This window comes from Pedobacter sp. CAN_A7, from assembly GCF_015752175.1.
In the GTDB taxonomy this organism is placed as follows: domain Bacteria; phylum Bacteroidota; class Bacteroidia; order Sphingobacteriales; family Sphingobacteriaceae; genus Pedobacter.
Genome location: NZ_JADOUW010000001.1, coordinates 58,314 through 77,879, shown reverse-complemented (window position 1 = coordinate 77,879; position 19,566 = coordinate 58,314). Strand labels below are relative to the sequence as shown.

The 19,566-nt window shown below is 43.6% G+C and carries 10 protein-coding genes; 4 read left to right on the top strand and 6 right to left on the bottom strand.

From position 1 onward, the window contains the following. Window positions 1-37: 37 nt before the first annotated feature. The 5 genes from IWX76_RS00280 to IWX76_RS00260 form a co-directional block, all read right to left on the bottom strand. A complete protein-coding gene (locus IWX76_RS00280) occupies window positions 38-613 on the bottom strand; it encodes a hypothetical protein (protein ID WP_196857858.1) in 576 nt (191 codons plus the stop codon). A gap of 405 nt (window positions 614-1,018) precedes the next feature. Further along, complete coding sequence (locus IWX76_RS00275; protein WP_196857857.1) at window positions 1,019-1,420, bottom strand: hypothetical protein; 402 nt, start codon at window positions 1,418-1,420, stop codon at window positions 1,019-1,021. A gap of 96 nt (window positions 1,421-1,516) precedes the next feature. Further along, entirely contained in the window at window positions 1,517-2,749 is a 1,233-nt protein-coding gene (locus IWX76_RS00270; RefSeq protein ID WP_196857856.1) for a hypothetical protein, read from the bottom strand. A 15-nt stretch (window positions 2,750-2,764) separates the two neighbouring features. Then, the gene (locus tag IWX76_RS00265; protein WP_196857855.1) at window positions 2,765-3,646 is read right to left on the bottom strand and encodes a toll/interleukin-1 receptor domain-containing protein; all 882 of its coding nucleotides are present in this window, start codon (window positions 3,644-3,646) and stop codon (window positions 2,765-2,767) included. 29 nt (window positions 3,647-3,675) lie between these two features. After that, a complete protein-coding gene (locus tag IWX76_RS00260; RefSeq protein WP_196857854.1) occupies window positions 3,676-8,832 on the bottom strand; it encodes a hypothetical protein in 5,157 nt (1,718 codons plus the stop codon). 143 nt (window positions 8,833-8,975) lie between these two features. Between IWX76_RS00260 and IWX76_RS00255 the strand changes: the two genes are divergently transcribed. From IWX76_RS00255 to IWX76_RS00240, 4 genes are all read left to right on the top strand, one after another. Next, window positions 8,976-12,833 carry a PIN domain-containing protein gene (locus IWX76_RS00255; protein ID WP_196857853.1) on the top strand — a complete coding sequence of 1,286 codons (3,858 nt, stop codon included), beginning with the start codon at window positions 8,976-8,978 and terminating at the stop codon, window positions 12,831-12,833. A 675-nt stretch (window positions 12,834-13,508) separates the two neighbouring features. Beyond that, the gene (locus tag IWX76_RS00250; protein ID WP_196857852.1) at window positions 13,509-13,670 is read left to right on the top strand and encodes a hypothetical protein; all 162 of its coding nucleotides are present in this window, start codon (window positions 13,509-13,511) and stop codon (window positions 13,668-13,670) included. Window positions 13,671-13,773: 103 nt separating this feature from the next. Next, a complete protein-coding gene (locus IWX76_RS00245) occupies window positions 13,774-16,449 on the top strand; it encodes a hypothetical protein (protein WP_196857851.1) in 2,676 nt (891 codons plus the stop codon). Then, window positions 16,436-17,953, top strand: coding sequence for a hypothetical protein (locus IWX76_RS00240; RefSeq protein ID WP_196857850.1), 1,518 nt, complete (start codon window positions 16,436-16,438; stop codon window positions 17,951-17,953). Before IWX76_RS00245 ends, IWX76_RS00240 begins: the two co-directional genes overlap by 14 nt. Window positions 17,954-18,115: 162 nt before the next feature. Here IWX76_RS00240 and mnmE read toward each other — a convergent pair whose 3' ends face one another. Then, on the bottom strand, window positions 18,116-19,486 hold the full coding sequence (mnmE, locus tag IWX76_RS00235; RefSeq protein ID WP_196857849.1) for a tRNA uridine-5-carboxymethylaminomethyl(34) synthesis GTPase MnmE: 1,371 nt from the start codon (window positions 19,484-19,486) through the stop codon (window positions 18,116-18,118). Window positions 19,487-19,566: the final 80 nt, after the last annotated feature.

Below are 19,566 nucleotides of genomic sequence, written 5' to 3'. Positions count from 1 at the left end.
AAGATACAAAATCCAATATGCCCGAACTAATTAGGTACTAGACCACCTTAGTGGTATAAACGAATAACAGTATTCCCAATAGCACATTTACCACTTCATCTTCTGTGATGATATCCTTTAAAAAAATGAGGTCTACAGGATTTTTTATAGCGGAAAATCGAAGAGTCGCAGGTAGCTCACCAAATTCTGTTACAAGAGTCATATCCAAATCTTGCATCCCAACATTTGCATTTAAGTACTTAGAAATAGAGCTACCTTTATGATTAGGAGACAAATCGTTTGCAAGATCTGCCGAGATCTGGATGTCATTCCAAGAATTATAGATGGGAAAATGGAGAAGTACATTCCTTAGAAACGTTACAAACGCAAAGACAGGCACAATGATATTTGTTGGCTGAAATGTTGCGCTGACATCCGAAAATTGCTCAATCTCCGAAAATATTGCAAAAATCTCCTTCAAGCACAATAGTTTAATTGCTGGAGAAACGGAATCATCCTTTATTTTTTCTTGTATCGTTAAAAATCTTTCAAAAGCCTTTATTAAAAAATCGCTTCTTTGGTCACCCAATGCGGCTCTTTTGGCAGCGTCAAGTGTAACAGTATATTTGGCCATATAATAGTTTTGTACAAAACTACGCAAAACACACCTAGATGTCTGCTTAATTCAAATCGCGCTTATGTTTCTCAAAAACGGCAGCTTCAGCTGTATGGCTTGGCTTATGGATTTAGCCCCTCCAATAGCTACAAGGCCCAGGATACTATGCCGGAACGCAAATAAGATGCCGATAAAAAAAATCAATATGATAACTAAAATGAAGATCGACTTTATTCCTGGATTAGTACAATCAAGTTTGAACCCGAAAAATTCAATCTTAAACTGTTCTGTTTTCTTACAATGTTTCATATACTAGAGGTCTTTAAACAATGTAAAGGTCTAGCTCTTTCAGAGAGGAGAAAGGAACAGGACACCTCTATTTTTACCCGCCCTTGTACCTACTGATTTACAATCACTTAAGCACTACGTCTTCAATGACAGCTCGTGCCATTGCTTTACTTTCTCGGTAGCAAAACGTTCTTCGATCATTTGATTATAAAAAAAGCCAGACCTGATCAGCATGACACCAATGATTTCATAATACCTGAGTGAAGGAAAGAGGTCAAATTGACCAGGAGGGGATTCTACCAGCAGATAATCATAGAAAGACTTTACAAAACGGACCATGAAACGCTTTTCGGGAAGCGAGAAATCGCTTGATTTTTTCGTAGTAAAGGTATTGGCATTTCTTTGAACAGAGGTAAGCAACAGGTCGGTGTCGATCTCTACCCGCTGATCTTCCATGTAATATTTAATGGCTTCTTCCAGTTCATATAACGGCAGGCGCTGGCTAAATTCATGTTCAAGGGGATCACCTTCAAGCATAAATTTTAACGACGTTATTTTTTTTCCGGAATTAACCCCGTTCAATAACTTCTTAAAGCTCTCAAACTCCTTTGGCATGCTTTCTCCGGTGTCGCCTTACCTGCTGATCTGATGACCAATAAAAAAATTGATTTGCTGAAGGCATTGTGCAATATGGATCATATCACCTTCTAGCCTTTGCAGGTTAAATCTCTCGGCGATCAAGTAGCCAATGTTGATGGCGTCCAAACGTTTGACCTCTTCACCTAGGGCTAAAAACTCGGGTTCAAAATAATTCAGCAAGCGATCTTGGTCAAAAGGCACCTGTGCATGCGTCAAGGCTGGTTTTATCTTGTTCCGGCCGATCCAGTTGCGCACCTGTTTTTCCTTTACGGCATCCACTTCCCCGGGCTCTGCTACTTTGATCAAACAGAATTCAAGCAACTTCGCAATGCAAAGCATCAACCTATTGGGTGTCGGTGTTTTCTTATCAACTACAAAAAGGCCGGTCTTGGTCAATAAATTATATAGATTAAGCGTTAACTTATACTTGAACTTCTGGCCTTCAATTTCTTCAGTAAACACCAGCGGGAATCTTGCCAAATCTCTCCTCCAGTTCTTGAAGTGCATCCCATCATAGTGCCGTCTAAACTGATCAATAAATTCCCGACTCAGCCATGGATGTTCAAGCCGAATCGTCTCATCATTGAAAATAAAATTGATCCGCAGCAATTCAGAAGGCTTTGCCTTTGAATCCCCCTGATGATATGCCGTCTCGTCCAATTTTTCTAAAATCTTCAACGCCTTCGCCGTTTCTCTCGCCGCATTGGTAATGAGCTTTTGCTTTTCGGGCCTTTCCCAGGATGCTATTTCCACTGTATAGATTCGCTGGGCCATAGCGATCACCTCAAAGATCAAATCCTTTATGGGCAGCAGCTCAAAATCGTTGATAGTATTGATTATTAGCAAATACGTCTCACGCGGAAGGATCACCTTAAAAAATTTATGGCTGGGCATGTGCCCCTGCGCAAAAGATTGTTCCTGAAACACTTCTTTGAAAAAATCAATCAGCATCCCAAGCTGTTGGTTAGTATGTTGAATATGGAAATCATATGGCGGCGTTTCAGGTGACCGGAACAGCTCAACTTCAAAATAACTAGGATCGCCCGCTGCCTTTTTCAAGCGTTCATCCGACAAACTCAATTGCCCGAAAAAAGGAAAAAAATGCTGTTTTTCGTTATCGAAATAATTAAATACATACGTATAAGTCGATTTTCGAAATTTCGCATAATCGAACTTTCCCAATTCCACATCTCCTTTTTGATTTCGTTCTTCTTTCTTATTTTTCATACCCCTTTCAGCTAGCTAGTCTTTGAATGAAATACTATCTAACTTCAATGGTAGTGCTTTTAAAATCTGCGTTAGCCCCTCAAACTGTGATTTAGGATGCTTAAATACATACTGCTCAAGCAGCCTGGGAACCACCGGCTGCACATCACCGTCACTGATCACCAAGGTGATGATGCTGAACCGATCTGCTTTATCGTATTTTTGGGAGAGAGCATAATCTACTTCTGTGGCCAGGTACTTTTCATCGACATAGTTCTTGGTTACAAAAAAGACCACGGCGCAGGAATCCCGAAAGCCTTTTTCGATGCCCCGGTGAAGCTTGTCGCCTGCGATAAGATCATCTTCATCCATCCAGGGATCAAAACCGAGGGCTTTCAGCATATCCCTATAGGTCCTAACCATAGGCTTATCAGCCGACTTGTGGCTCAAAAAAATGCGTTTGGGCTGGTTATCTATCAACATATCGTAATTAAAAATAAAATTTACAGTTGTTCTGGTCCCCTTGAAAACATCTCTATGGAACACTTCAGGAGCGATCACAATAGTTCCATCAAACAACTCCAATTTTAGGCTTGTTGGATTATAAAAAGATCCACTGAAGATTCCTTCTTGCTCTTGACGCATTCCCTTTTTTCTCTCGATCATATTAACTATCCCTTCCTTAAAGATCTCCCTAAAGCCAGTAAGATTAATGATCCATTTTTTCTTGTCGAAGCTCAGCCACCCCCGCTCCTGATCCGGAAGGTGGGTTTTCAGAAAGTTGATGGCCTCCCGCTCATTGAGTTGCATGGGCAGTGGAAAGCTGATGGTCACCCCATCATCGATATAATCATCATCATACCTCATCAGTTCCCAAATGATCTTTTCCTCTACCAGCGTTCCATTGAAGTGTAACATAGATTTAAATTTGAATAATTATAGTTTGGTTATTTTGCGAGTAGTAATCCCTGCAATTCGATTCCGACAGGATCGTGCAGACTGACCAAAAATTCCACAAGTTCCTTGTAACTTTTAAACATGGCTTCATCAGCGCGAATATTCGCCTGATCGGTTTCCCAAATCTTGCTCAGAAAAGCAACCAATTCATCCAATGCGTAAAAGGGCTGGCGCACAGCCCCATCTGGTATGGACGTTTTGGAGATCTCCTGAAAATATTTGACAGCAAGGCCAATACTAAGTAACCCTATTTTCAGCAACGATTTGCCAGAAGGGGTCTTAACGAACCTACAGCAAGATTTGATTACGGGTGGTACATTCCATTTCTGCCCAAAGAACGCTTTATAAGCCGGGGATGCTTGAATAACGAACTTACTGTAATCATAGTCCCAAACCTGCATATTTCCAGGTTCTAGAAAAAACAAACTTAACGGAAGATACCGATCACTTCTGCCGCCCCTATACTTCCAGTTTTTATGAGGCAGGCAGTACTTAACAATGCGTTGCCACTGTGGAATAAAACGATCGTAACGGTCTTCGTGATCCAAATGCGCATGGAACATGCTTGCACAGTATATTTCTACCCAATGGGGGCATGTGTATCCAAATTTCAATAGCGGCTCAGCGAAATGATTAAAAAAATCCATGCCTAGTTCTTCTGTCATCAGGCCGGGCACCGCACGGATCACCCAGATATCAAACTCTCCTGGGAAATCATCAAATTCTCCGGCCTCATCTTCAGTCGTGCCGAATTGGTAAATCACCTGATCGAACGCCTGTTGCCATATGAAAACAATGTGGGCCCGTTCCACTACGCTATATTCTTCCAGTTTTCCAGCAGGTAACTGTTTGTAGGCAAATTTAAGCAGACCAAGGTCTAGTCCCGGTCTGAGCACTTCCAAATCATCCTCCTTCTTGCCGTACCTTCTTCGACCCTGTTTTTTCTCTAGCTGAACTGTCCTTAAAGACTCCCATTTTTGGGCCATTTTGCCCAACTTACCTGCAACAAAACGCACGCTCAAATCATCAAGCGCAGCTTTAAGATCAGACCGGTCATCATGTGGGTCAAGATTATCAATTTTGGCATAGACTAAGGTAAAATTCTGAAGCTCAACAAAAAGCTCATGGTTCCAGCCTAACTGTTTACCCAGCGTACCAAAAAGCCTGCTTACCGACTCTGGATGAAGATTGGTATAAACCGTTGTAATCCATTTCCTAATCAGTAGAGAATCTCCATCCTTCCATAAATAGGCAATCAGATCGGAGACAAATATATTCCAGCTGTACTGTACCGAGAAATTAGAAACCTTTACTTCTTCCTTTTCAATCCGTCCAAAAGTCAAAGCAGTATAGTCCAGAATCGTTTGATAATAATCCGGATGTGAATCTATCCAAACCTTCTTGAACTTTAGCATCAACACATAGCCTCCCAAGATGCTGTCCAGTGGGGTCTGAAGCGTATTAAACCAGTCCTTAACGTTTCTGTCTTTTAGTTTTTCCAGCAATTCCCATAAATTTTCTGCATCCGTCAAGGCCATTTGCTGATCCTTTTCCAGGACTTGAGATAGAGTGAATGCGCTCGGGCTGATTTCACGATCATCTATTGCCTTCCTGGCGGGTGCCATCCTTTCAGTAAGCTCTCCTGGCTCTACATACTCATAGTAGAATAGTCCTTCCTTATATGGCTTAACCACATAGTTTTCAGGCTTAAAAAATGACATTAGCCTATCCTGAAATAAGTCATAATTTTTTCGATGGCGCACTTTGCTGAGAGTCTCCTCCCATTTGGTTGTTATCTGTTCATAAATCGGGCGAAACCCCTGATGATTTAAAAGTTGGTTGATCATCAAATCGTCTAGGGCAGTGACGCGATGAAAGATCTTGTTCCACTCATTAGCTTCTTCAGCCTGCTCCATTGGAAGACTGTTTAGTCCGTATTGTTCAAGATGAAAGGATACAATGTTGTGCCGCTCCCAAATATAGAACTGCATGACATCTAGCATGGACCGTAAAACACCTTGGAAGAGTGCCGGGTAAGCTTTTCCACAAGACATCAGCATTCCGATAAATGCAAGGGATTCGGACCGGTCTAAAATCAACTCTATACACTGCTCCACCTTAGCGCTGTCTTCGTTCGTTTCATACAAATAACGTTCAACTGCCATTAGCGCACTAACGAGCGAATCTGGTGGAACACCAATTCCGCGGTACCAAAAAAACAGTGAGACGTCCCCATAGTACTTTTTTGAAACCCCGTTAAACTCAAGGGTTACAAATGGAATTTGCTGGCCATCTTCAAACTGCGAACACCATTGCATGGTCGCAAAATCCACTAGCTTGATAATTCCGTTAAGCGCAGCTATGGGATCCAGGTTCAGGAAATCAAAAAACGGACCCCTTCGATAGAATGCAGGACTCCAGTTACGTGGCACATTCAGGTCGAAGTCCTCCCTTCCCCTGTATTGGTAATAATCATCAACAGGTGCCTTGATCAATATAGCCAGCATCACCTCATTTGCCAATTGGGAATTAACTTCAAAAACCTTTTGCAGCATTCCCCTATTTAGGCAAACCTCGATAAATTCATCATCCGGATATACAAACGGCCCATCTGGCCATTTCTTCGCCTCCCTGAACCGGTAACTTTTTCTTGGCATTTCCGGTGAAGGTTCTGTTTTACGCATTGGAGGTTCCACCCGGCCGGCCAGTTTTTGAATCACTTCGCCGGTTAGCTCCGGCACTTCGCTATAACCCAGAAGCAGCCCTTCAAAAGCCTTTTCTTTCCACTCTTTGTTGGCATAAGAATAACGCTTTTCGTTAGATATGATGCTGGAAAGATCAGTAGCGAGTATAGCCATTTTCTTTCGGCCAGGTGTTTTCTCGGGCGTGAATAACAGCCAGTCCCTTGCTATCCTGGCACAATGGTAAAAATCATCTTTTATAATCATTTCCCGATGCTCAAACAGGAAGTCAAGGACAGCAAGCCAATAAGCATAGGCAGGAATCCTGTTATACACTGAAGCCTGTGTCAATGAAATTTTCTTTAGCGTCGAAGCAATCTTGAGTATATTGGGATTAACCGTTGTTGCCTTAATAAGGAACACCTCCAGCAACCGCTGAAGCAATACGCAACTATTCGATAAAAGATGATCTTTAAGGAGTTGAAGGTTATTTTTAGCCCCGGTACCGAAAATGACCGACTCCAATAAAATATTTTTAATAATCTTCTCTTTCGCCTCCTGATCATCAAATAAGCTGTACAGATTTAACCATCCTTGCTCACTCCCCTTGACTTCCAGCAGATAGATTCCGTACTGCCTGATCGCTTTGGTCCAAAGTGGAGAAACAATATCAATGGAGAGCAAAAAAGACTTGATCTCATGGCTATGAGATCGAATGATCTTATACCTCGCCCAGTCTCCGTACAGATCATGCTGGAAATAAAGATAATCTTCATATTCGTAAATCACATCAAGGGCACCCAGTGCCGTTAATGCCGATGCAGAGGCAGGATCGATCATTGAATTGCTTACGCCCATGCGCAATTGCTCCGCCTGTAACTTGGCGATCGATTTGGCAACATGGCTGTAAAGCATTCCATTGTTTCCCGACTCCACAATTTTCTTCCATAAAAAATCGATTATTTCGGACTCACTGATCTGCGCAAGTTCGCTCGCATTGCTTTTAGTCACCGCGTAGCTCAGTGAATCAAGGATTTTGATATTGGAAAGCAGCCCTTTGAGATCGGAATTGCGCAGCAGGTCCATCATATTGGGGAAATGCACAGCCAGGCCTATTAGATTGATTCCGCTGTTGCGTATTTCGATCTTCGCAAAATCCAGTTGCAGTATGCCGTAGCCGTATAAGCGGAGCAATACCTCATCAAAGTCTTCATCGATGCAAGTGAACAGCAATTTAAATTCACCTTTTGCCGCCTCCACGTCTTTTAAAAGCATGGCTAGATGTTGCAACTGTTCATCCGCATAAAACCGCTCCAGCCCATCGATTACAATAAAGAAACTGCCTTTGGTGTTGCCGTCGATAAGCGCTCCAACGCTATGGCGCAGAGCCAGTCTGGATTGAAGATCAACCTCAAAATAGCTCGAATTCAACCACAGTACGGTATTGGCAGCGAAAATCGATTCAACATACAATTTGGCCAATGCCGTTTTCCCATGGCCCGAGGGGGAAAGTATACTAATGCATGCGCTGGTCTGGAAACCTGTAGTGATGTCCGCAATCAGCGCAGATCGATCGATCGAATACGCCTGTCCGATGGTGGTCTTGATTATCGATAAATTTCGCTGCGTGGTCGAGGCAATTTTTTCCAGATCGGAGGCGAAAGATGGAAATTCGCGAAGTTCAAACGAGACTTTCAGTTCGCTGAGCAACTCTGGCAGGATGATAAAGCCGCCCTTAGGACGCAGGTCCCTGCAAATCTGTTGTAGTTTTTCATATAGTTGTGCAGCCTGGGAGACCGGGTTTTCACCAAGCAGCTGGGCTGCAAACTGCAACAGGTCATTCTCCGAGCTAGAGACCACTAATTCAAAATCAAATTCAAGTACGATCAACCGTGAAAGCACCTCGCCCGGCAAAAGTGATGGATTTCCCGCAGCATCGTCCAAACCGATAGGACAGGTAAAACTGTTATATAGTGCCAGCTTTTCCTTTGAGGTATACTTTGGGGTATTCAGGTTTACTTCCAGATCGGCTGAATCTTGTTCCCGGGCAAGATGAATCAGCGTATTGAGATCAGGAAAAACCGTACCGGTTAGCGGAGGCTGGGCAAAACAGAAATAATCACGATCAGCATCGAACTCGCGGCCGTTCAACTGCAAACGCTGCTCCCACAACAGATCACGCGCAGCGCCATAAATGACATTTGCCGAGAACTGCTGGTTACTTTTCACCGAAACACCGACCCGATATTCTGTGCCACTGTGCTCAAGAGTGACCAGGTAATCATCAAGCGCCCATCCTCCGGCACCCTTTTGCATATCGATCCTTTTGATCAGACCCAGGTCAGCTGAAAAAGGATTCCGTTGTAGCAACATACAGCATAAAAAGTATGCACCGACTTTGTCTTCGTAATTGAATCCCCCACCACCGGTTTGTTTGGGGGTAGCTATTTGAGCGCCTGTTGTCATGTTCTGAATTTACCTAAAGTATAAAGATAAAACATCCGGGTTATTAAAATACCAAATGTGGAAAACTGTAGGACATGACCGGTAAGAACTTAACTGAATAATTCCCTACTTTAGCAGATCGGATAATCTTCCAGCGAACCATTATGATCTATTTAGCAATTGATACCGACGTCTGGTTGTGGCTGAGCTACCACCGCATAGACAGCGATGAGAATTATTTCGACGAACTCTTATTCTGGCTCCAGAGCGGAGAGCTTCGCTGTATCGTGCCAGAGAATATCATTAGGGAATGGGAGCGCAACAAACAATCCAAGGTTAGCTTTATCAAACGCGAACTCAGCCGGGCAGCCCAGTTGAATAAAGATCTTTTTCGTGACCCAAAGTTTTTAAATACCGTCTATAAAGCAGACAAATTCGAGGCTTTTGCCAACACTAGGATCGAAAGGGTTGAAGAAATATTCAAGAAGTACGCCGATGTTGCCCCGTTAAATGACCAGATCAAGCTACTGGCTGCCGACAGAACCCTTGAAAGATTGGCCCCAAGTCACGACAAGGATAGCTTTAGCGATGCGGTGAATATGCTTTCGTTGATTGAATATGCACGCATGGAATCGCTTTCCCCCATAATTTTAACTACAAAAAACTACAAGGACTACTCAGACCCACTTAGCAGGCAAACGCCTCATCCGCAGTTGATCGAATTGTTTGATAGCATAGGATTAGAATATATATACGATACCGATTACCTGTTTGGCAAAAGATTAAGGCCTTTACTGCCTAACTTCAATCAGCATCTTGAACAGCAAAGGGCAAACCGCGCCAAAGAGAACCTAAAAAAAATCCAGGCCGCCCAAACAAATTTGGCCAATGCCGATCAGGATTTTATAGGCAATACACTCACCATAGATCACATCTTGGAGCAGGCAAAGCCAACCTTATTCCAGCAAAAAACCATCAAAGAACTGATTGAAAATGACTTGAATTGCAGGAAATACTTTTTTTCAAAGATCACTTCCAGCTTTTGGTTCTCGTTCCTACAGCAGCACAATTACCTAAATCCGGCCACCCATCCACTGCCCGAAGTTACCCCGGAAGGCACTTTTGTCAGTCGCTGGGAGGTTATCCCTTACCTGGAGCGATTGTCTGTCACTATTAGCCAGGGGCAAAGCCTCGAAACGGTCAGTCCATTACTGCAATTTATCGCCGACGCATCCCAGATCAGCTTAAATAACGACCTCACCTTTGCAGGCCTAATTAATATACTGAATAATTTGCCCAATGCACAAATCGATATCGAACTGCTGGATAAAGCCCAGATCTGGCTCACCACCAATTGTAACCGGATGATGTCAACTTCGGCCATCTGTTCAAAACTGCTGCCTAAATTCCTGGAAAGCGGGAGTCCAGCCGACAGCCAAAAAGCGGAGCGGATCCTAGTTCACCTGTTTGGTATTTCCAGATCGGGCATTTGGATCGATCATACGATAGAAAAAGGGGAACACAGCTATTTCCCAAATGCCTATCCAAGCATTTTAGCCAATAACCTGCTCACCGATAAACTAATCGAACCTATTGCCAAACACTGTTCCCTGCTTCCTTTTTACCAATTGGCCAGGAACCTTAAAGTGCTTTTACTCGACTTTCCAAAAGGAATGCATCTGAAAATAAAATCCAAAGAAGAGCTATTTACTGTACTCATCCAGGTTGAATTGCCCGTCCTGATCTTATCCCTCGTGCAATCTGAAAAAAACGAGCTCATTATAATCATCAAGGACTACGAGGCCCTTGAGCGCGAAGTCTTGGAAGAAAAAATCTGCAAGGCAATTACAGATCTCCTTCCCGATAGCAGTCTAGAAGATCCTGATATGATGCGTGGCCTGCTGTATGCACTGACGGTGGACAAGCAATCCATGGCAGGTTCACAATCCGTCCGCGAACTGACTGCAAGGTCACACTATCCTTCTAAGATGATCAATGTCTACAGCGTCATCCTCAGCAGGTATTTACTTGTTGCTGATAAACACCAGCCCGTCAAAACAAGTGAAATGTTGCATCAGCTATTTGACGACCCTTTGTATAAGCTTCCGATTTTCAGAAGGATCGTATTACATCACATCTCCATCAATTTTAAAAAGCGGAAAAATACCTTCTTCGCATTAATCGAAGGAAATGATCGGTACAGTCTTTTTTCAGATTACCTCTATCGCAAAGAAATGTTCGAACTGCTGAGAAACAACCAGTCCGAGTTAAACGCCAAAGAACGTAAAATACTGGAACAGACCCTTAACGCAGGCCCGAAGGAAAACCCGGATGATCCCGAAGCGAAAGCCCACTGGCAGGCGAGATGGGCTCTTGCCATGAACCAGACCCCGCCGTTTGACGCGCTGTACCAAAAGCTAAAGAATGAGTTAAAACTGAAGGACAAATATGTCGACCCTACAGATACGTTTGGATTTCGCAGTGCGTCGGTTGCCCCCATGAGCGCCGCTGAGCTGTCCAATATGGACGACCAAGCCATTGTTAAATATATGATTTCCTTTCGTCCAACAGACGACTGGGAAGAACCCAACATAAGCGGACTGGCCAGTATATTCGAAAAATCGGTCACAGAAAATCCAACGCGATTCTTAGCCTCTATAGACATTTACCTGCCCGCGCCTTACATTTATATCCACCACCTACTTTACACCCTGCTTTCGGAAGGCCAAAAAAATCCGGAAAATTTCAATTGGACTAAGCTTCTTCATTTCTGCAGCGATTATATACACCAAGATGACTTCATGTCTCCACAGAGAAGTTTAAATCAGGACAGATGGAGTGCCAACAAGAACTGGATCCTGGCGGTGGTATCGGTCATCATCGGCGAAGTTTGTAGACACGATGACCACCTCGCCGATCACAAACTACTTCCAGTGTGCAGAAAGGCCCTACTATATATCGATACGATACTCGATCCAGATCAAAATAGTAAACCACCGGACAATGATGACTATTTAAGCAGCTCGGTCAATTCAGATTCCGGTAAATTCTTTCGTGCATGTATGGATTATGATTTGGCCCAGGCCAGGGCATCTATGCAACAGCCTCCAGAATGGGATCAGGCCACTGCCTCCATCTACAACAAATACATCCTTGCCGGGGATTTGGACACCTTTACCATCATAGGATTTTACTGGCCCCAGTTCAGCTATCTCAACCAGAGCTGGATACATATGAAAATCAAAGATTTCCAAAACCTGGATGAAAAAACCTGGAAAGCCTTTATGGGCGGTTTCCTTTTCTCCAGAACTCCTGCAACCAGGGAGGTATACGAACTATTCTATCCGCATTACCACAGGGCAATCCAAACCAGGTTATCTATGAAAAACACTGGACACAATGGCCTTGCTACCCATGTGACCACCTTGTACTTCTGGGAAATGGAAGAACTTGAAGAAAAGAGCATTACACTGCTTTTCATCCAACAAATGCCCGTAGATGCCATTAAGGATCTTTTGCATTCGATTTGGTTCAACGACAGTTATCTGGAATCGCTAAATCCAGAGGGGAAGGAAACACTTGAACGACGGATCATCGCCTTAATCAACCGTATCCACGAATTGTATGCAACTTCCACGGAAACAGAATTCCTTGAAATGAGAAGAGAAACGGTCAACATCCTCTACCTAATCGAAAAACTGAATTCCCAAAACACCGAGGTCATTAAAACTGCCATACTGCTCAACTCCACACAATACCATTATACTGATTTATTTGAAAAACTGTTTAACCTGTTAGATAAAGGTGAACCCATGCAAACCGCAGTTCACCTTGCTGAAATACTAGAAGTGATGAATTTTGGGAACTACCTGATGGATGATGATCAGCAACAACTCGAGCAAATGATCCAGTTCCTTTACAATCATCAACAGAAGATAATCGGTGATAAACTGTGTAACCGCTTAAGCCAGTCCAATCACTTATTTGCCAAAGCGTTGTTCTTAAGGAATACAGCAATATAGGTGGGTATTTCGCCAAAAGTGGCCACTTATTCCGCATTTAAACTGACGCTCTTTTTCACTCCAAACTGACCACCTTATTTCGGGACAAGGTGGCCGTTATTAGGGCAATAATCCATATTTCCATCTAAAATTTCAAGGATTATTCTTGCTGGATGAGGCAGAATCGAGGCTTTAAAAAGCGCTACTCCTCCCCAGTGAGGGTCTTATCTACTTGACAGTCCTGGATCATTTATATCGTCTTATTTGAGGCCGCGGCTTGGATCTGGCGTTTAATACGGTCTGGAGAACGTTTTCCGGGGACAATCGAGCTGAAATAAAGTTGGATGAGCTTTTGCAGCTGTGGATGATAAGTCCAGAGTGTTGGTTATATTCGTTCAGAGAGAAGGGGACTTTTTTAACTTACTTGGCAATCTAATTTGCGGCCACTTTGCCCCGAAATGGAGGGGTTACTTTTACTGAAATGTGCAATCCGAAGCATTCTAAAATATCAAATGTTTCCGTCACCGATACTTATCAGGTTACTTTAAAGTAAGTAATCCATCTGCATTTAGAATATGACAGGAACCCGCTGGTCCCGTTCTCGGTAGATGCCGAAGGGCAGACCCCACCTTCACCAATCCCAGACCTGCATACCATTGCGGTAAAATAATTTTTAATACCGGAACAAATGACAAGATGGTAATTCTAAACGAAGTTGGACAGGACGAGAAGCTGAACAGACTGAAACGCAATCTGGAGCACAATCCAGATGTACTGTTTAATGAAGTATTTGGTCTCTTTTACATGCAAACCAGCGGCAGAATCATGGAAATCACCTTCACTGAAATGCCAGCATGACCTCGGACAACAGGTTTCAATTCGGTGATAAAGAAAAATTTTTTAACCTTATCTTTATCATACCAAATTAAACCGGAACATGTCAAAAGAAGGCGATAAAGAAATGCATTTTTTGGAGGCGACACACCTTGGGGAAAAGAATAAGGAACTTATTCCCTCTGTTAAGCAATGGTGCAAACACATTGCTGTATCCGGTCGGCTCGCGAGTATGATGGGGCAAATGATGAACATCCCAATGTCAACTTCAATTGGCTGCCGTCATGCAAAGAATGAAGCATACGAGGGTCCAAACCTAGAATGGAATGCCAGAGATTTTATTATCGAGAATTGCTTGGAATGCCCAAAGCACGAGCCGCTTTCAGGAAACAATTTCGGCCTGAAAACAGCGAATGAATATTATGAGCGCACGAGGCAGCAAGAGGCGGACGTGCTGGTTGAAGAAGATTTGAGGTTAAGGTTGCTTAATGATGCGGAAACACTGATTAAAAAAGTGAAGACTTCCGCGGAGGTTAAGATCTTGTCGATTATAAACCTGGTGCAAAAACTAAATGATCCTGAACAAGCCGCAGAAACAGCGACCAGGCTCCTAGAAGCTGCCAAGATTTCTCCTGAATTTTTCAGCGAGGCAGCGATCGGTTATCTCGCAATTTTCACTAAAAATAAGCAGCTTGAAAAAACAATTTTTGAGACCATCGCCATTCTTCAGCAAAATGGGCAACAGTTGTCACCTTTTACAATAAAGCTGATTATCTCCGCAATAGAAAATGAAATTCAGACAGACATTTCCGCGGGGATTTGGGCTCATGCAATCACTGATGCCGAACTGGTGGCCAGCGAAACACTAATGGAAGCGGTAATTAGCAATTGTGATTACCGTAGGATATACGGCTTTCATCCCGATAAAGCAGGATCTTATCCGCAAACCATCACTATCCTGGAGCGGTTTTATCAAACCGATCAGCCAAAATTCGAAAGCATAATTACCGGCCGGCTCAAAAATAAGGACAGAGAAACGCGGATCAACATTAACGGTTTACTGACGGACCTGATAGAGTCCGGAAAATGTGTCCTGCTGCTATTTGCACCTTTACTGATCCGCTCGCTGGAATTTAGCGACAGCTCACGCAGCGGCGATTCGGCAGACTACAGAACGATAAAAACCCTGATAGCACTTTACAAAGTTCATCCTGTACGCATACAGGAAATCTCCGGAAATGAAGCCCTGAATTTATCGGGCTGGGGAAAAGCAGAACTGGTAAGACTTTACGAAGAGGTGATCATAGAAGATGAGCTTTATAAGGTCAATGCAGCATGCGCCGGAATTTTTCTTGAACGTCTCATTGAATACCTGATGCACTCAAAGTCTTCACAGGAGCTCAAAGAAGCTTCGATGCATGCAATTGAAAGGATTCAGCAAAGCCGGACAGAATTACTTGACCCCTATTTTGAATCGTTTGTCGGGCACCTAATCCTGTTGAATTCTGACCGGACGCAATTCAAATGGTACCGGGAAGACGCGGCAAACCCGGCCCGGCCTGCTGCTTCCTTCAATCCGCTTGTCGGCAAATCATTCCTGGACATTCAACACATAGAACAGGACATGCATAATTGTTTTCGTGGAACAGCCAATCTAATTACCAAATCTATAACCCGCCAGCCTGATAAACATTTTGAGGGAATGGCGGCAGTTTTGGAGAAACTGGATAGTAAAACTGAGGGGGCCTTTAAATCTAAGATCATAGAGATCTTACAGAAGGGCTTAAAAGACATTGTGAGCGTCAGCAAGCTATTGCCAGCTATTTATGGGTATTTACAGGATCCCGATTCTGAAGAAGTACGGGGAAGTGGCATGACCTACGTTATTCATATCCTTATCCACTTCCCTCAGCTGGCCACCCAAACATTCGTTGATCTGGTCAAGATTTTTCTGAAGGACCTTTCTGTTGGCGTACGCGGCAGGGCAATAGCCGCTTACGGACTTATCATCCGCGAGTTCCCGGAGTACGTGGAAGTTGATTGTTTTGAACACATCCGGTCGCTGCTGTTCGACAAATATGTTTTCGTTCACCATGCCGCCGCTGATTTTGCCTATAACGCTTATCCGTTTCTGGAGAAAAATGACCTTATGAACTGGATGAATGACATACTTACCCTGGAACATCATTACTACAAAGAGAAAGACCTATCGTACGGCCTGGAACTGACCAGAATCCTGCTGTTTTTGAGTGGGAAGCTTGCAGCTACCTGCAAAAACATAACGCAGCAAATCCTGATCAAATATTGTGACACCAAAGACTACCACACTGATCGTGACGCTCTGACGGAACTGACCAGCCTGGCCAGAAAAAACCAGGCGCTGGCAGATATCTGGATCAAAGAAGCGACCGGTTTTCTGACCAGATCACAACCTGCCCCTAACTCTTCGGGCAATGACGAACGTAAAGAATTCATAGACTTTTTTTATACCTTACCGGAAGATCTGATCCGCAAAAACAAAGAGCTATTGTTAGCCTTTGCCAGAGATAAGATCAGCAGACTGAAAGACCGGGTAATGATCGATCTGGTTGATATTTATGCCATCCTCGCCTATTTCTGCCTCTGGGAGGAACTGCTGGAACTGACCCGGTTCTTCAAAAAAACTGTACCTGATACCAAACCACTTGCGTATGCGCATAAATTTAACCAGCAAGCTGAAAGGATCTCTGTTACTGAGCATAAAGTAGCTTCAGCAAGTCTCGACCGTTCTCACATTCAACAGCTTATTCATGCACAACTATAAAAAATACGTACCAGAGTTGCTCAATAGGGAAGAATTCCTTCGGAATGAACTTCTAACCATTTATTATGGTTTCGACTTCACGAAGGCAGCAGCTTACCTGAAGCAGGAGCCCGGTGTAGAAGCGTTATTTGAGCAGATAAAGGAGCAAATTGAAGGCTCCGCTGATGAAACCTTTTTTAATCATTACCGCTATCAGGCAAAAACTATTTTCCACCTGATCCGCTGGATAAAGGCCACTCTGTCCGGCGCAGCGGAAGCGCAGGCTAACCTGCAGGCAGCCAAGGCCAACAGCAGCCTGATTGATTTGAACACCTACCCTTATCCGGAAAATTTCAGAGATGGGATCACCCGGTTCAAGCAAGAAATAAACGATCTAGGAAACGACATCAGTGTAGTAAAAAATATTTTTGAAGGCCTGGCAAAGCTTCCGTTCCCCTACCTCTATTGCATCGAAACCGATCCGATGGCCAGTTTCAAAAGGGACAGCAATGCTGTCAGCACACCTGAAACAAAGCAAGAACCCAAGGAGACAGTGGTATCCATTGAATTCCAGGTTGACGGAGAACCCTGGGCTAATCCCCAGATCCTTCAGCCGGATAAAATGTATGTGATCAAGGGAAGGATCAGAATCAACCAGTGGCCGAAGGACTGCGAACAAATGTTCTTGGTGCCTGTCTCCTCCCAGAATCAAAATACCTATGAACTGAGCCTGCCTCCAATTGATCCCTTTAAGACTTCCAGCACAGAAATTTCGGGTTACGTTGTGTTCAGATACCCCCAGCATAATTTCGATGACAATATGGTCATCAAACTGCTTTGTTACTTTCAAAAAACGGATGGCAAGAAGCTCGTGCCAGTAGTTATCGGCTACGATCAGCTGATTGCAAAAGTGCTGGATCCCAATTCCCATGAATTTATGACAGGATTCAGTTCCATGAACAGCGCGATCGCAGACATCCACACCAAACTAAGAACAGAACTGCCCAACCTGGATCAGACAGAGCTGAAAGACTTCCTGCTTCTTCTTCGCGGCATATTGAATTACCAGGGGTTCTGTCTTCAGCATGGTACCTATAAAAGTAAAAATAAAGTTTTGGAAAGCGTCTTCAGAGACCAGCTAATTCAGCACCTGGTGGGAATACCCTACCTCGGAGAACAAATTATTAAAGAAGCGCACCTGGCAGGAGGCCGTGTAGAAATTGGCTATAAAGGCATCATTGCCGAACTGAAATCGGAATCTAAAATCTCAGATCGACAGCAGCTGATCGCCAAATACGGCAAACAGCCAGTCGCCTACTCATCAGGCAACGGGAAGCAACTTTCTATACTGTGCATCCTGGAGCTCACAGAAAAAAACTCACCACCGGCCCCGCCCAGAAATAACATTAAACTGATTATTCCTGAAGTACATGGCTTCAAAGCAGCCGAAATGGAATTTCCTCCACGACAGGTTGTAGTGATCATAGATGGCAACACCAAAGATCCAAGCGCTTACAGTATCTAACAACGGCTTAATATAATAATCGACCACACGCAACCGCAAACAACAATGAACGATCATGACTGAGAATCAAGAAATAAGGAGCGTTTTAGTTATGCTTGGCTATGTTGTAAAATAAAAATCATAAACAACTGATAATCAACATAATATGTCTTTATAATTAAATTATTTGCCAATACAAAACTTGCTAAATATATTCTCTAACAAGTCATCGGTCGTCACCTGCCCTGTGATCTCGCCCAAGTAATGCAACGCCTGCTTAATATCAACCGACAGGAATTCCGAAGTCACCGGATTCGCTAAACCATATGCAACACTATCCAATGCCGCACGCGTCTTCTGAAGTGCTTCCACATGTCTGATATTCGTCACCATCGTATGGTTGTCCGTCAGCTGGTCGCCAACCGCAATCTCATACAAAGTTTCTTTCAATTCCTCCACATACTGGTTCTCCTTCGCAGAAATGGATATGAACCTAATTGATTCAGGTAAATCTAAACCAGAAAAGTCAAACCCCGAAGCGATATCTATCTTATTTGCTACCGCCAAAAACGCCATTCCGTCCTTGTACAGTTTCAATATATCTTCCTTAATCTCCTCCTTAGTTAAAGAAGCAACGTCAAACAAATAAACCAACACCGCACTCTGGTCAATCTTCTGCATCGTCTTCTCCACCCCGATCGCCTCAATCGTATCCTTCGCTTCACGAATACCAGCCGTATCAATCAAACGGAAGTTAATCCCGTTAATGTTCAACACCTCCTCAATCGTATCCCTTGTCGTCCCTGCAATTTCACTCACAATCGCACGTTCCTCATTCAGTAACGCATTCAACAAAGTTGATTTCCCGGCATTCGGTCTACCCGCAATCACCGTGTTTATCCCCTCCTTAATCACGTTCCCCAATTCAAAAGAACGGATCAGCTTGTTCAACACCACCGTAATCTTATCAATCAACGCTTGCAGTTGGTCTCTGTTAGCAAACTCCACATCCTCCTCTGCGAAATCAAGCTCCAGCTCAATCATCGAAGCAAAATGGATCAACTGCTCCCTTAACACCTGCAGTTCCGTGCTGAAACCACCACGAAGCTGATTCATGGCCACCTGGTGCGCGGCTGCAGAATCCGAAGAAATCAAATCAGATACCGCTTCAGCTTGGGAAAGGTCTAAACCACCGTTTAAAAAGGCACGTAAGGTAAATTCACCAGGCTTGGCTGCACTGGCCCCTTTCTTAATTAACAATTGGATAATTTGCTGGATGATGTAATTTGACCCATGGCAAGAGATTTCAACTACATTTTCTTTGGTATACGATTTCGGGGCAACAAACAAACTCACTACCACCTCATCAATCACCTTTTCGCCGTCTTTAATCAAGCCGAAATGTAGCGTATGCGAATCCTGCTTCTCTAAATCCTTCCCCGAAAAAACCGAGTTGGCTAGCACGATGGCATCTTTTCCGGATAAGCGGATAATACCAATCGCACCAATACCTGGAGGTGTAGATAAAGCAACTATAGTCTCATTTGTAATCATCTTTTGCGAATTATCGGGTAAAGCGCAAAACTAGCCAAACATTTCTTACCTTCCCGTGTTTGTTGTGTAAATTTAAAACA

Excerpts from the sequence above, each read along its gene's own strand:
- IWX76_RS00275 (WP_196857857.1), bottom strand. The coding sequence starts at position 1,420 with ATGCTTGAAGGTGATCCCCTTGAACATGAATTTAGCCAGCGCCTGCCG.
- IWX76_RS00240 (WP_196857850.1), top strand. The coding sequence starts at position 16,436 with ATGCACAACTATAAAAAATACGTACCAGAGTTGCTCAATAGGGAAGAA.
- IWX76_RS00260 (WP_196857854.1), bottom strand. The coding sequence starts at position 8,832 with ATGACAACAGGCGCTCAAATAGCTACCCCCAAACAAACCGGTGGTGGG.
- IWX76_RS00280 (WP_196857858.1), bottom strand. The coding sequence starts at position 613 with ATGGCCAAATATACTGTTACACTTGACGCTGCCAAAAGAGCCGCATTG.
- IWX76_RS00250 (WP_196857852.1), top strand. The coding sequence starts at position 13,509 with ATGGTAATTCTAAACGAAGTTGGACAGGACGAGAAGCTGAACAGACTG.
- mnmE (WP_196857849.1), bottom strand. The coding sequence starts at position 19,486 with ATGATTACAAATGAGACTATAGTTGCTTTATCTACACCTCCAGGTATT.
- IWX76_RS00255 (WP_196857853.1), top strand. The coding sequence starts at position 8,976 with ATGATCTATTTAGCAATTGATACCGACGTCTGGTTGTGGCTGAGCTAC.
- IWX76_RS00265 (WP_196857855.1), bottom strand. The coding sequence starts at position 3,646 with ATGTTACACTTCAATGGAACGCTGGTAGAGGAAAAGATCATTTGGGAA.
- IWX76_RS00270 (WP_196857856.1), bottom strand. The coding sequence starts at position 2,749 with ATGAAAAATAAGAAAGAAGAACGAAATCAAAAAGGAGATGTGGAATTG.
- IWX76_RS00245 (WP_196857851.1), top strand. The coding sequence starts at position 13,774 with ATGCATTTTTTGGAGGCGACACACCTTGGGGAAAAGAATAAGGAACTT.